Here is a 12632-nt window from a genome sequence, read left to right as displayed (position 1 = left end):
CCGTCCGGCTCAGCAGCCGCCCTGGTAGCCGCTCTCCGGGATCAGCCGGCTCCACTCGTCCTGGCTGAGCGGCCCGCCCGCGCGGGCGCACACCTCCTGCGCCGTCAGCGCCGGGTCCACCGGGCTCTCGCGGATGCTGCCGTCCGCCGCCACGCTGCGCAGCCTGCGGCCGTCCTGGCTGAAGGCCAGGCCCTCGGCCCACGACCCGACCTGGCCGACCTCGCGCAGCGTGCCGGCGTCCCACAGCGAGGTGTGTTCCGCGTCGATCGCGAGCAGGTCGCCGCCGGGGGAGAAGCGCAGGTCGCGTACGGGGGTCGGGCCGGTCTCGACCGAGCCGGCCCGCTCGCGCCCGCGTACGTCCCACAGCTCGACGCGTCCGCCGCCGAGCCCGAGGGCCAGCGTGCGGCCGTCGGGGGAGAAGGCGAGCGCTGTGGGCCGGGCGGCGGCCGGGGCCAGCGGGGTGACCTCGCCGGTACGCAGGTCGAGCAGGTTCGTGCCGGAGGCGAGCGTCGAGCCGTCGGGGCTGAAGGCCATCGCCAGGTCGCCCGCACCCTCGTAGGCCCTGATCCGGCGGCCGCCGCGCACGTCCCAGGTCTCCAGCAGCCGGCCGCGCGCGGTGGCCAGCGTGTCGCCGCCGGGGGACAGGGCCACGGCGGGCACGTCGCCGCCCGCGTCGATGACGGCGACCCTCCTGCCGCCCGACGCCTCCCAGACGGTGACCGGGTCGCCCGCCACGGCCAGCAGCCTGCCCGCCGCGTCGAAGGCCACGTCGCCGGTGGCGGCGATCTCGGCCAGCGGCTTGCGCGCCACCACGTCGGTGAGCCGGATGGCGTTCCCGACGTCCTTGGCCGCCACCCGGCCGTCGCTCGACAGCGCGGCGGTGCGGACGCCGGAGGAGGGCGCGGGCAGCCCGGAGACGTCGAGCGAGACGACCGAGCCCAGGCCGCTCAGGTAGCGCAGAGTACGCCCGTCGGCGGAGAAGGCCAGGTCGCCGTGCTGGTCGCCGCGGAACCGGTAGGCGCCGGCCAGCCGCCGCTCGGCCACGCTCCACAGGCGCACCTCGTCCCGGCCGGGGAGGGCGAGCAGGCTGCCGTCGGGGCTGAACACGGGCGTGCCGGCGGAGCCGTCCGCGGGCATCGCCGCGTCGCCCGCCTCCGCCGCGAACACGGTGGCGGCGGTGCCGGTCGCGGCGTCCCGCGGCGGCTCGGCGCCGGGTGTGAGGAGGGTCACGCCGTCGCGGCCCGCGACGGCCAGGGTGCGGCCGTCGGGGCTGAACGACAGGGGCGGCGCCGACCGGTCCGGCCCGGTCTGCGGCCGGACGGTGAACTCCCGCTCCTTGGCCCGGCCGGGCAGCGACCAGAGCTCGACCCGCCCGTCCAGGTCGGAGACCGCGGCCCGGCTCCCGTCGCGGGACACCGCCACCCGGCGGTCGAGCACGTCGAGCAGCACCTCGGCGCCCCGGTAGACCCTGGTGCGGTTGCCGCTGGTGATCGTGTACGTCCCGGTCGCGGGGGCCCGGCCGGTGGCCACCTCGACGGGCTGCCCGCCGGGGCTCTCGGCGTACCGGCCGTCGTCGCTCAGCGCGGCGCTGCCCTCGGGGAGCGCGTGCGCGGCCAGCTGCCGGCCGCTGCGCACGTCCCAGACGGTCAGCGTGCGGTCGCGCCATCTGACCAGCTCGTCGCCGCGCAGCAGGTAGCCGGCCCGCTCGTCGGCCGCGGGGTCGGTGAACACGCCCAGCTCCGGCTGTGCCAGCGAGGCCTGCAACGCCACCCGTGCCTCGAACACCGGCGACAGCCGCCAGGCCGCCACGCTCAGCCGCATCGCCGTACGCGGGTCGGAGGAGCGCAGCGCCTCGGCGCGGGCGGCCACGGCCCGCGCGTTGGCCTCCAGGAGGTGTCCGCGCAGCTCCCGCTCGCCGTTGAGCGAGACGGCGGACATCGACACCGCGACGGCCAGGGCGGCGGCCAGGGTCGCCATCGAGGGCCGCAGCAGCCGCCTGCGCTGCTTGGACATGGCCACGCTCGCGCCGATGAAGTCGCGTTCGAGCTGGCTGAGCCGCAGGTGGCGGCGCTTGGCCGCGGCCCAGCCGAGCGCCGTGTCGAGCCGGTCGCCCCGGTAGAGGTAGGTGTGCCCGCGCCGGTGGCGCGACCACCGGTCGGCCGCCAGGCGCAGCTCCCGGTGGACGGCCAGGCCGTCGTGCTCGTCGGCCACCCAGCCGCGCAGGCGAGGCCAGGCCCGGTAGAGCGCGGCGCTGGCCGGCGCCACCCGGTCGTCGCGCACGGCCACGAGCTTGCCGACCGCGGTCTCGGTCGGCGGCACCCGAACGCTCCGGCGTACGAGCAGCCCGGCGTCCATCAGCGGGGCCAGCACGCCGCCCTCGTCATGGGGGTCGTCGCCGTCCATCAGGCGCAGCAGCAGGCCCGGCACCGCCTCCTGCTGGCGCGGCGTGAGCCCGGCGTAGACGCGCTCGGCCAGCTCGCCGAGCGACCGGTGCCCGGCCACGCCCGCCGGCGGGCGCAACGCGGCGGGGTCGGCCTCGACCAGCAGCTCGTCCGCCGCTGGGCGGGCGGCGGGGTCTTTGGCCAGCGCCCGCCCGACCAGCTCGCGCAGCCCGTCGGGCAGGGCGCTCAGGTCGGGATCGACGGTCAGCAGCCGGTGCAGCACCGCGCCGAGACTCCGCCCGGAGAACGGATCGCCGCCCGTGGCCGCGTAGAGCACCACGGCCCCCCAGGAGAAGACGTCCGTCGCCGTCTCGTGGCCGCTGCCGGTCAGGATCTCCGGGGCCAGGTACGTGCACGTCGCCCCCAGCGACCCGCCGACCGCCACCCCCATGTCGATCACCTTGGGGCCGCCCGCCGCCAGCAGCACGCTCTCCGGCCGCAGGTCGCGGTGGGTGAGCCCGGCCGCGTGCAGCGCGCGGAGCGCCCCGGCCAGTGCGCCCGCCAGCGCCGCCAGCTCCTCGCCCCGGTACGGCCCGTGCCGCTCGACCGCCTGCCGCAGGTCGGGCCCGTCGACGAACTCGCTCACCACGTAGGGGATGCCGTGATCGACCCCGGACGCGACCACCTCCGCCAGATGCGGGCAGCTCACCCGCGCGACCGGCTCGACCTCGACCCGGGGCACCTTCACCGCGTAGCGGCGGCCCTCGTCGTCGTAGGCGTCGTAGACCACCCCGCGCGCGCCCGCGCCGAGCCGCGCGGCCAGCCAGAAGCCGCCCAGCCTCTCGGGATCACCAGGCACCAAGCGCATCGTCACTGATGCTTAGATGCGCCGGACCGGCCGTTGGTTGTCGGTGAACGACCACAGGTCCCCCGCGCGCCTCGGGGGACCCATGCGTCATGATCATTATGCCAGGCTTCTGGATCTTGACTGCCACTCCGGCCGCAGCACCGACATCGTCACGGAGTCGTGCCACTCGCCCTCCCACAGCAGGGTGTCGCGCTGCACGCCCTCCTCCACGAACCCGATCTTCTTGTAGACGTGCCGCGCCCGGTCGTTGAAGGTGAAGACGCCGAGGCCGATGCGGTGCAGCGGCGTGGTGGCGAAGGCGTGGCCGAGGACCAGCTCGATCGCCTCGGTGCCGTAGCCCTTGCCGAAGACCCGGGCGCCGATCAGCGCGATCCGCAGGTTGCACGACAGGTTGTGCCGGTCGAGCTCGTTGAGCACGACCTCGCCGACGTACTCGTCGCCGGCCATGACGGCCAGGTCGAGCCGGTCGGCGTGCTCGCCTCTCGTGCTGTACCACTGGCGGGCCACCTCGTGGTCGACCTCGCCGTGCGAGCCCGTCAGCCGTTGCACCTCCGGATCGCTGATCAACGTGATCAGGCCCTCGACGTGCTCGGGGCCGACCGGGAGCAACCTGACGCGCTCACCCGTCAAAGTGGGTTTCTCGGCGAACATCCCCTCTGGGTATCAGTCCTGCTCATCGGCGGGCAAACCCATTTTCCGCAGGGCCGCGTCGCGCACCTCCTCGGGGGTCAGCACGCCGACGTCGCACGTCAGGTCCGCCACCTGCTGGAAGTAGCCCTCCCGCCGGGCCCGCATCGCCGCCGGCTGGAACTCGGGACGGTGCGCGCCCGAGCTCATGCGCCGGGCCAGGACGGCGTCGGCGGCGTCCACCCAGACCACGAACGCCTCGCGCAGCGCCGCACGCACCCGGGGGTCCTCCACGGTGCTGGCCGCCGCCGCGATCACCTTCGGCTCGCCCGCCAGCGCCGCCAGCACGTGTTCGGCCTCGTACCGGTGCAGCGCCTCGGCCCCTTCGCGGACGGCGATCTGCGCCGCCGTGCCGCCGTGCTCCTTCTCCAGGAACGGGTCGCTGTCGGTGAACGGCATCCCCAGCGCGGTGGCGAGGAGGCGGCCCGCGGTCGTCTTACCCGATCCCATCAGCCCGATCACCACGACTGGTTTGTTTTTCGACATGTGGATAGAGGTTCCTTCGTGTCAAGGAGGTAAATCTGATGACCATCGCCGGAAGCATCATCCTCATCATGCTCGGTGCGATCCTCACCTGGGCCGTCGAGTTCGACCTCGCCGGTCTCGACATCAACGTCGTGGGCGTCATCCTCATGCTCGGCGGCCTGGCGGGGCTGCTGTTCGGCATCTACCGGATCAGCGTCACCCGCAGGGCGGTCGGCCCGATCGACGAGCCGGTGCACCGGCACGAGATCTACGAGGAGCCGGAGACCCGCAGGACCACGGTGTACGAGGAGCGCCGCCACTACGACGAGCCGCCGCTGTAGGAGGTGAATCGACATGCCAGCCGTTGACGAGCTGCCGTCGACCATCAAGCGTTCGCCGAAGAAGGCACAGAACACGTGGATCAAAGCGCACGACTCCGCCGTGAAGGAGTACGGAGAGGGGCGGCGCGCGCACATGACCGCGTTCGCCGCACTCAAGCACTCCTTCGAGAAGGTCGGGGACCACTGGGAGCCCAAGGGGCAGAAGGGACCGTCCGACAAGGGCGCGACCGACCGCTCCGGCAGGACCCAGGAGGGCGTGGACGCCAACGCCAGCAAGGAGCACTTGCAGGGCGTGGCGTCCAGGCTCGGGGTGCGCGGCCGATCCAGGATGACCAAGAAGGAGCTGGTGGACGCCATCAAGAAGGCCAACAGGAAGGCCACGGCGAAAGCCCGCTAGTTCCTTCACAACAACCGCTTGACCGCCTCGGCAATCGCGTGGCGGTCTATGCGGGCGTCCGCGAGCTGTTCCTCAGGCGTCGCCGACCCGGGCAACCCGGTCACGGCGAGCTTCACCACCCGCGGGCCGAGCTCGCTGACGGCGTCCAGCACGGCGTCGCCGAGACCGCCCTCCAGCCGGTGATCCTCGACCGTGATCAGGTTGCCCGTCGTCGTGGCGGCCTCCACCAGCACCGCCGCGTCCACCGGCTTGACCGAGTACAGGTCGATCACGCCGACCGGGAGGCCGGCCGCCGTCAGCTCGTCGGCCGCCGCCAGCGCCTCGTGCACCGTGATCCCGGCCGCCACGATCGTGGCCCGGTCGTCGGGCGAGCGCCGCAGCACCCGCGAGCCGCCCACCGGGAAACGTTCGCCGGGCGGGTAGATGACCGGCGTCTCGCCGCGGGTGGTGCGCAGGTAGGACACCCCTGACACGTCCGCCATCTCGACGGTCAGCGCCGCCGCCTGGTTGGCGTCGCACGGGTACAGCACCGTGCTGCCGTACACCGCCCGCATCATGGCCAGGTCCTCCAGGCCCATCTGCGAGGGGCCGTCCTCGCCGATCGAGACGCCGGCGTGCGAGCCGACCAGCCGGATCGACGCCTGGCTCACGCCGGCCATCCTGATGAAGTCGTGCGCCCTGGTCAGGAACGCCGCGAAGGTGGCCGCGTACGGGGTCCAGCCGCGCACCGACAGGCCGACGGCCGCCGCCACGAGCTGCTGCTCGGCGATGTACATCTCGAAGAAGCGCTCGGGGAACGCCTGGCCGAACTCCTCGGTCTTGGTCGAGTCGGCCACCTCGCCGTCCAGCGCCACCACGTCGCCGCGGGCCGCGCCGAGCGCCGTCAGCGCCGCGCCGAACGCCGCCCTGGTCGCCGCCTTCGCGCCGACCTCGTACTCCGGCAACGTCGCCGGGCGCGGGTCGAAGTGGAACGGCTCGGCCGCGCCCTCCGGCCGGTGCACGTCCACATGGACGCTGCGCGGCCCGCCCAGCTCGTCGATGGCCTTGTCGGGGTCCTTGAGCGCCTTGCCGTGCGCGCCCTCCCGGTTCTCGACCTCGACGACGCCCTCGCCCTTGCGCGTCTTGGCCAGGATCACGGTGGGACGCCGGCGGGTGTTGCAGGCGTCCCCCAGCGCGAAGTCGATCTGGCCGGGGTCGTGGCCGTCGATCTCGATCGTGTGCCAGCCGAAGGCGCCGAACCGGCGCGCGTACGCCCCCGTGTCCCATCCGTGCCGGGTCGGGCCGCGCTGACCCAGCCGGTTCACGTCCACGATCACGACCAGGTTGGCCAGCCCCTCGGCCCCGGCGTGCTCGGCCGCCTCCCAGATGGACCCCTCGGCCAGCTCACTGTCACCGCACAGCACCCACACCCGGTACGGCAGCCGTTCCAGCCGTCCCGCCATGGCCACGCCCACGCCGACCGGCAGCCCCTGACCGAGCGAGCCGGTCGCGACGTCCACCCACGGCAGCCGGGGGGTGGGGTGCCCCTCCAGCCGGCTGCCCCGGCGCCGGAACGACAGCAGCTCCTCGTCGTCGATGACCTTCGCCGCCTTGTAGAGCGAGTAGAGAAGAGGGGAGGCGTGGCCCTTGGAGAAGATCAGGTGGTCGTTGCCTGGGTTGTCGGGGCGGTCGAAGTCGTACCTGAGGTGGCAGGAGAACAGCACGGCCATCAGGTCCGCGGCCGACATCGACGAGGTGGGGTGCCCGGAACCGGCCGCCGCGGCGGCGCGCACGGAGTCGACGCGCAGCTGCGCGGCCAGTTCGGTCAAGTACTGGAGATCGCGTTCAGGCATCAAGACCCTCCTCGTGAGTTTCACGCCGCCTACCCCCTGCGCGGCGCTTAACTCGGGCCTGACGTCACCTGATCCCATTTGTCGGCAGTTGAAACCTCCCCCGCCTGGGCGGTTCGCGGCGGCGTCAGGCGTCGAAGCGGCGGCGGGCGGCCTCGATGTCGCCGAGGTGGGCTTGCGTCCACGCGCACATCGCGTCGACCGTCGCGCGTAGGGCCCGCCCCGGCTCGGTGAGCGTGTACTCCACCCGCGGCGGCATGGTCGGATACACCGTCCGCTCGACCAGCCCGTTGCGCTCCAGCATGCGCAGGTTCTGGGTGAGCATCTTGTGGCTGATGCCCTCGACCTCGTCGCGCAGCTCGCCGAACCGCAGGGTGCCCTCGCCGATGGCCTCGATGATCAGGAACGCCCACTTGTTGGCGACGTCCGTGAAGATCTCCCGCGCCAGGGAGTCGGCCCGCCTCAGGTCCGCCGCGCCGTCCGAGCCCTTGAACTGCTTGGTCACCATGAGGTTCCCCAGTCACTGAAAAGTGCGTTCTTACACGTCAGCGCTAACTCTCCTACAGTTCCTCAGTAACCACAAGAGAGTCTTGGGTGGCCGTGCGCGCGTTCCGGCCACCCCTGTCAGGAGGCGCACACCATGCCCGTCACCCTGCTGAACCCCGAGGGCCTGCCCGAGATCGACGTCTACCACCAGACGGCGGTCGCGTCGGGAACGAGGCTGATCTTCGTCGCCGGCCAGGTCTCCTGGGACGCCGAGGGCACGACCGTCGGCGCGGGCGACCTCGCCGCGCAGGTCGAGCAGTGCTACCTCAACGTGGCCACCGCCGTCGCCGGGGCCGGCGGGTCGTTCGACGACGTGGCGAAACTGACCGTCCACGTCGTGGACTGGACCCCCGACAAGATGCCCGCGCTCCTGGACGGGATCTCCCGGGCGAAGGCGAGACTGGGCACGACGGCGACCCCACCGGCGACCCTGCTGGGCGTCGCGGCCCTGTCCGTCCCGGACCACCTGGTCGAGGTCGAAGCCACCGCGATCCTCCCGTAGGGGACGCGCGACGTACTGAGAGCAACTGAGAAACGTCGTTGAAACCCCACTTCTCAGTTGTGCTCAGTTGAGCAAGGGGCAGGATGCGACAACGCGATCTTCGGAGTCGCGGCGCTGCCCTCGAATGGGGGATCGGCGCGCGTATGCCTGGCTGATCTGCCAGGCCAAGTGGATGGGGAGGGGCCGGCAGGTCAAATCCTCGTCCCCCCGGGCGGGGCCGGCGACGGCGGCTGACAGTAGTGTCTGAGGCATGCCTGACGTGATCACGGTCCACCCCGCGCAACCCGGCGACGGGGACGTCCTCGGCGAGATCCACGCCCTGTCCTGGGGCGTCTCGCACGGCCCGCTGTGTGCGCCGAAGGTCGCCGCGGCCGGGATCGAGGAGCGGCGCGGCAAGTGGCACGGCATCCTGGCCGAGGGCGGGGACCCGATCCTGCTGGCCCGCCTGAACGAGCGGCCCGGGGCATTCGCCCGGTTCGGGGCCTCCACCTCCCGTCCCGGCTCCGCGGAGATCTATACCTTCTTCGCCCATCCGGACGTCTGGGGCAGCGGCATCGCCGGCGTTCTGCTGACGGCCGTCCTGGACGCGGCACGCGACGCCGGGTACGACGACGTGCACCTGTGGACGATCCGGGACTCGGCCCAGGCCCGCCGCTTCTACGCCAAGAACGGCTTCACCGAGACCGGCAGGACCCACGACCACGAGTTCGAGGAGGGGCCTGCGCTGGCTTTGATCGAGCTGGAGCGAGCCTTGCCGGGGCGCTGAGCCGAACTGCCTTGCCCCTCGGGCCCTCTGGAGCCGAGTGCTGCGACTCTGAAGATCGCAGTGGTCGTGGGACGCTCCCGTTGCCCAGCCAGTGATCTTTGGGGCGGCTGGTGGGGATGAGCGGGGCCGTTGCCGGGGTCGGGTGTTGGCGAGTGGCCGGTACCTCGGTGGAGGAAGCCAGTTTTGGGGCCCTGGTCCGGGACGGGCTCCCGTTGTCCATCCGGTGATCTTTGGTGCAGCTGGTGGATGAGTAGGTCCGCTGCCAGCGCAGGCAGTAGGGGCATGTCCGGTACATCGGCAGAGGACACTTCGTTGCGGCCCTGGTCCGGGGTGGGCTCCCGTGGCCCAGCCGGTAGCCGGGTGCCGGGCGAGTGACCATCGGGAGCGGAGCGAGCATCCGGGTGGGCTCCCGCGGCCCACCCGGTAACCAGGTGCCGGGCGCGGGCCAGAAAAAGGCCCGTCGCCCGGTCAGCGAGCGAGCCGGCGGGCCACCGTGACCGCCGCGGCCACACCCCCCACAGCCACCATCACCGCCCGCCGGTGCTGGGAGAGCCACACCTGCGGGCTGTGACCGTGGGAGCGCCGGTCGAACGTGCCGTGCGCCCCGTAGTCCTTGTCCTCGTCGGCCGGCTCCCAGAGGTTCGACACCCCGCTCGGCTGCTTCTCGTCCGTCTGCTGGGACTGGATGCCGGTCCTGGCCAGGTACCGGTCCACCAGGGCGGGGGCGACGCGCTGGGCCATGAGGGTGGCCGCGGTGCTGGCGCCCACCCAGTATTCCTTGCGTCCGGGGTGCTCGGCGGCGTACACGATGGCGCGCGCCGCGACCTCCGGCTGGTAGATCGGGGGTACGGGCTGGGGGTGCCGCCGCAGCTTGGACAGGACCCACTCGAACTGAGGGGTGTTGACCGCGGGGAGCTGGACCAGCGTGACGTCGATGCCGCTCCGGTCGGCCAGGAGCTCGGTGCGCAGCGACTCGGTGAAGCCCTTGATGGCGTGCTTTGCCCCGCAGTACGCCGACTGGAGGGGGATGCCGCGATGGCTCAGGGCCGAGCCGACCTGGACGATGGTCCCGGCGTTGCGAGGGCCCATGAGGTCGAGGGCGACCTTGGTTCCCCACACATAACCGAGATACGTCACCGAAGTGGTACGAGCGTACTCATCTGGCGAAATATCGGTGAACTTGGCGAAGACTGAGGAAAAGGCGGTGTTGATCCAGGTCGAGATCGGTCCCATCTCCGCCTCGACGCGCTCCGCCGCCGCCTTCACCTGCTCGTAATCGGCCACGTCCGCCTCGTAGACCTTCGCGTCCCCGCCCGCGGTCCCCACGTCCACGGCGGCCGCGCCCAGGCCCGCCGTGCCGCGGGCGATCAGGGCCACCCGAGCGCCGCGAGCGCCCAGCTCGCGCACCACCGCCCGCCCGACCCCGCCGCTCGCGCCCGTCACCACTACCACGCGTCCTCGAAGGGATGCCATGTCGGTTGTCAGCCTGCCTCTCCCGTGTTTCGGTCCTTCTGCCGCCGGATCGCCAGGGCGATGTCGACGATCGTGACGATGAACAGCACGATCGCGATCCCTGCCATCACCGGCGCGCCTGCTATGAGTCCCAGCACCGTGAACGCGAAGAGGAACACCAGGATGAACGATCCCACCCTGATGTGCACCACGTCGCGCGGTGTGGCGGGCACCATGGGGTGGCCCTTCCGGTCACCCTCTTCGTGCCATCTACCGTCATCCGTGTTCTCAGGCATGCCGCTCACCTGCCCGTCCTGTTTGTTGCCTAACGTGCTGGGTAGCCGCCCTGCGTGCCCGAGCTACATCCCAGTGACCAGAGTGAGCCGGGGATCGTCCGGCGCCGCCGCGGGCGCGGGTTCAGCTACGAAGGACCGGACGGGCGGCCGGTGCGCGACAAGGCGACGCTGGAGCGCATCAGGTCGCTCGTCATCCCCCCGGCGTGGAAGGACGTCTGGATCTGCCCCTCCCCGTACGGCCACCTCCAGGCCGTCGGCGTGGACGCGGCCGGACGCCGGCAGTACCGCTACCACGACCTCTGGCGCGAGCAGCAGGACAAGGCGAAGTTCGACCACGTCCTGGAGGTGGCCGAGCGCCTGCCCGCGTTCCGCAAGGCCGTGGACGACCGCCTCAAGGGCCGCGGCCTGACCCGGGACCGGGTGCTGGCCGCCGCCGCCCGCCTGCTGGACGTCGGCTTCTTCAGGATCGGCGGCGAGAGCTACGACACCTACGGCCTGGCCACCCTGCGCATGGACCACGTGACCTGCAGCAACGGCGTCGTGACCTGCGCCTACCAGGCCAAGGGGGACATCTCCCGCGAGGTCGTGGTGGCCGATCCCGGAGCCTGCACGGTGCTGCGTTCGCTCAAGGCGCTCGGCGCGGAGGGCGAGCTGCTCCGCTACCGCCGCCCGGAAGGCGGCTGGGGCGACGTCAGGAGCGAGGACATCAACGACTACCTGCGCGAACTGGTCGGCTGCGAGGTCTCCGCCAAGGACTTCCGCACCTGGCACGCGACCGTCCTGGCCGCGGTGGGCCTGGCGGTCTCCAAGCACGCGCAGGGGAACGGCACCGCCAGGAAGCGGGCGGTGACCCGGGTGATGCGGGAGGTGGCCGAGTATCTGGGCAACACGCCGACCGTGGCGCGGGCGTCGTACGTGGACCCGCGGGTGGTGGAGGCGTACGACCAGGACAGGACGATCGCCGGAGCCCTCACCGAGCTCGGAGCGGACGCCGATTACGGGCAGCTCGCCACCCACGGGACGGTGGAACGGGCCGTTATAGACCTTATTCGCGCCGTTTGAGCCGTTAATCCCCGGGCATGCGGCGACAATAGAAGGAGGCAAGCGATGGAAGCTCCGCAGTACGTCGCGGCCCGCGTCCAACAGGCGCTGGCCGAGGACGGACGCACGAACGAGCTGGGCATCCGGGTCGACGTCCGCGGCGACCAGTTGTTCCTGCGTGGTCAGGTGAGCGGAGCCGAGCAGCGCGACAGGCTCGGCCAGGTGGCGCGGGAGATCGCGCCCCAGCTGCACCTGCACAACGAGATACGCGTGGTCGACGTCTCGGTGCTGGGGGAGGATGAGCATCTTGACTGACCTGCGAATAGCGGCGGTGGGCGACATCCACCTGGGCGAGGACGTCAGAGGCCAGTACCGGCGCAGGCTTGAGGGCATCGAGGAACGTGCCGACGTGTTCATGGTCGCGGGAGACCTCACCCGGCACGGCACGCTGGAGGAGGGCCGGGTCGTGGCCGACGAGCTGCGCGGCCTGCCCATCCCCACCGTGGCGGTCCTGGGCAACCACGACTACCACTCCGACCTGCAATACGAGATCGCCGCCGAGCTGCGCGACGCCGGCGTCATCGTGCTCGACGACGACGGCACGGTGATCCAGTGCGGTGACCGGAAGCTGGGCGTGGTCGGCGGCAAGGGGTTCGGCGGCGGGTTCGCCGGCAAGAGCGCCAGCGAGTTCGGCGAGCGCGAGATCAAGAACTTCATCTCCCACACGCGCTACATCGCCGAGGCGTGGAAGGTCGCGCTCAAGGAGCTCGTGGCCGACCAGCGCGTGGTGCTGTCCCACTACTCCCCGATCAAGGAGACGCTGGAGGGCGAGCCGCTGGAGATCTACCCCTTCCTCGGCAGCTACCTGCTGGCCGAGGCGGTGGACACGGCAGGGGCCGACCTCATCCTGCACGGGCACGCCCACAAGGGCACCGAGAAGGGCATGACCTCGGGCGGCATCCGGGTGCGCAACGTCGCCCTGCCCGTCCTCGGCAGGGCGTACGGCGTCTACTGCCTGGAGGAGCCGGGCAACGGCTACGACGACTGACCCCGCAGGAGGC

Annotated in this window: 14 protein-coding genes; 7 read left to right on the top strand and 7 right to left on the bottom strand. The window is 72.0% G+C overall.

Features of this window, described 5'->3' with window-relative positions:
* Positions 1-9 precede the first annotated feature (9 nt).
* The 3 genes from AB0J46_RS12520 to AB0J46_RS12510 all read right to left on the bottom strand — a co-directional run bounded on the left by AB0J46_RS12520 (position 10) and on the right by AB0J46_RS12510 (position 4422).
* Positions 10-3240 (bottom strand): serine/threonine-protein kinase, encoded by a 3231-nt coding sequence (locus AB0J46_RS12520; RefSeq protein WP_364330166.1) that lies wholly within the window; start codon positions 3238-3240, stop codon positions 10-12.
* 105 nt (positions 3241-3345) lie between these two features.
* Positions 3346-3900, bottom strand: coding sequence for a GNAT family protein (locus AB0J46_RS12515; RefSeq protein ID WP_364330163.1), 555 nt, complete (start codon positions 3898-3900; stop codon positions 3346-3348).
* Between the two features lie 12 nt (positions 3901-3912).
* A complete protein-coding gene (locus AB0J46_RS12510) occupies positions 3913-4422 on the bottom strand; it encodes a shikimate kinase (protein ID WP_364330160.1) in 510 nt (169 codons plus the stop codon).
* Positions 4423-4460: 38 nt separating this feature from the next.
* Between AB0J46_RS12510 and AB0J46_RS12505 the strand changes: the two genes are divergently transcribed.
* The gene (locus AB0J46_RS12505) at positions 4461-4742 is read left to right on the top strand and encodes a hypothetical protein (RefSeq protein WP_352319513.1); all 282 of its coding nucleotides are present in this window, start codon (positions 4461-4463) and stop codon (positions 4740-4742) included.
* 13 nt (positions 4743-4755) lie between these two features.
* On the top strand, positions 4756-5139 hold the full coding sequence (locus AB0J46_RS12500; RefSeq protein WP_364330157.1) for a ChaB family protein: 384 nt from the start codon (positions 4756-4758) through the stop codon (positions 5137-5139).
* 5 nt (positions 5140-5144) lie between these two features.
* Here AB0J46_RS12500 and AB0J46_RS12495 read toward each other — a convergent pair whose 3' ends face one another.
* Positions 5145-6971, bottom strand: coding sequence for a transketolase (locus AB0J46_RS12495; RefSeq protein WP_364330154.1), 1827 nt, complete (start codon positions 6969-6971; stop codon positions 5145-5147).
* 124 nt (positions 6972-7095) lie between these two features.
* Positions 7096-7476 carry a helix-turn-helix domain-containing protein gene (locus tag AB0J46_RS12490; RefSeq protein ID WP_364330151.1) on the bottom strand — a complete coding sequence of 127 codons (381 nt, stop codon included), beginning with the start codon at positions 7474-7476 and terminating at the stop codon, positions 7096-7098.
* A gap of 132 nt (positions 7477-7608) precedes the next feature.
* Between AB0J46_RS12490 and AB0J46_RS12485 the strand changes: the two genes are divergently transcribed.
* On the top strand, positions 7609-8016 hold the full coding sequence (locus AB0J46_RS12485; RefSeq protein ID WP_364330149.1) for a RidA family protein: 408 nt from the start codon (positions 7609-7611) through the stop codon (positions 8014-8016).
* Positions 8017-8266: 250 nt separating this feature from the next.
* Positions 8267-8782 carry a GNAT family N-acetyltransferase gene (locus AB0J46_RS12480; RefSeq protein ID WP_357996673.1) on the top strand — a complete coding sequence of 172 codons (516 nt, stop codon included), beginning with the start codon at positions 8267-8269 and terminating at the stop codon, positions 8780-8782.
* Between the two features lie 468 nt (positions 8783-9250).
* On the opposite strand, the gene AB0J46_RS12475 is transcribed toward AB0J46_RS12480, so the two are convergent.
* Together AB0J46_RS12475 and AB0J46_RS12470 are read right to left on the bottom strand one after the other, a co-directional pair.
* The gene (locus tag AB0J46_RS12475) at positions 9251-10255 is read right to left on the bottom strand and encodes an SDR family oxidoreductase (RefSeq protein WP_364330146.1); all 1005 of its coding nucleotides are present in this window, start codon (positions 10253-10255) and stop codon (positions 9251-9253) included.
* Positions 10256-10263: 8 nt separating this feature from the next.
* Positions 10264-10530, bottom strand: coding sequence for a hypothetical protein (locus AB0J46_RS12470; protein WP_364330143.1), 267 nt, complete (start codon positions 10528-10530; stop codon positions 10264-10266).
* Positions 10531-10584: 54 nt separating this feature from the next.
* Between AB0J46_RS12470 and AB0J46_RS12465 the strand changes: the two genes are divergently transcribed.
* The 3 genes from AB0J46_RS12465 to AB0J46_RS12455 are packed head-to-tail and all read left to right on the top strand — an operon-like array spanning position 10585 to position 12619.
* Positions 10585-11592 (top strand): DNA topoisomerase IB, encoded by a 1008-nt coding sequence (locus AB0J46_RS12465; protein WP_364330140.1) that lies wholly within the window; start codon positions 10585-10587, stop codon positions 11590-11592.
* Between the two features lie 45 nt (positions 11593-11637).
* Positions 11638-11886 carry a BON domain-containing protein gene (locus AB0J46_RS12460; protein WP_352352068.1) on the top strand — a complete coding sequence of 83 codons (249 nt, stop codon included), beginning with the start codon at positions 11638-11640 and terminating at the stop codon, positions 11884-11886.
* On the top strand, positions 11879-12619 hold the full coding sequence (locus AB0J46_RS12455) for a metallophosphoesterase (RefSeq protein ID WP_364330136.1): 741 nt from the start codon (positions 11879-11881) through the stop codon (positions 12617-12619). Before AB0J46_RS12460 ends, AB0J46_RS12455 begins: the two co-directional genes overlap by 8 nt.
* Positions 12620-12632: the final 13 nt, after the last annotated feature.

This window comes from Nonomuraea sp. NPDC049758 (assembly GCF_040674635.1).
Lineage (GTDB): Bacteria > Actinomycetota > Actinomycetes > Streptosporangiales > Streptosporangiaceae > Nonomuraea.
Note: the sequence above shows the minus strand (reverse complement) of the source record. Positions and strands in the feature narration are given on the sequence as shown.

Coding starts and splice junctions, on each gene's coding strand:
- AB0J46_RS12515 (WP_364330163.1), bottom strand. CDS start 3,900: ATGTTCGCCGAGAAACCCACTTTGACGGGTGAGCGCGTCAGGTTGCTC.
- AB0J46_RS12480 (WP_357996673.1), top strand. CDS start 8,267: ATGCCTGACGTGATCACGGTCCACCCCGCGCAACCCGGCGACGGGGAC.
- AB0J46_RS12460 (WP_352352068.1), top strand. CDS start 11,638: ATGGAAGCTCCGCAGTACGTCGCGGCCCGCGTCCAACAGGCGCTGGCC.
- AB0J46_RS12475 (WP_364330146.1), bottom strand. CDS start 10,255: ATGGCATCCCTTCGAGGACGCGTGGTAGTGGTGACGGGCGCGAGCGGC.
- AB0J46_RS12490 (WP_364330151.1), bottom strand. CDS start 7,476: ATGGTGACCAAGCAGTTCAAGGGCTCGGACGGCGCGGCGGACCTGAGG.
- AB0J46_RS12510 (WP_364330160.1), bottom strand. CDS start 4,422: ATGTCGAAAAACAAACCAGTCGTGGTGATCGGGCTGATGGGATCGGGT.
- AB0J46_RS12495 (WP_364330154.1), bottom strand. CDS start 6,971: ATGCCTGAACGCGATCTCCAGTACTTGACCGAACTGGCCGCGCAGCTG.
- AB0J46_RS12505 (WP_352319513.1), top strand. CDS start 4,461: ATGACCATCGCCGGAAGCATCATCCTCATCATGCTCGGTGCGATCCTC.
- AB0J46_RS12470 (WP_364330143.1), bottom strand. CDS start 10,530: ATGCCTGAGAACACGGATGACGGTAGATGGCACGAAGAGGGTGACCGG.
- AB0J46_RS12500 (WP_364330157.1), top strand. CDS start 4,756: ATGCCAGCCGTTGACGAGCTGCCGTCGACCATCAAGCGTTCGCCGAAG.
- AB0J46_RS12485 (WP_364330149.1), top strand. CDS start 7,609: ATGCCCGTCACCCTGCTGAACCCCGAGGGCCTGCCCGAGATCGACGTC.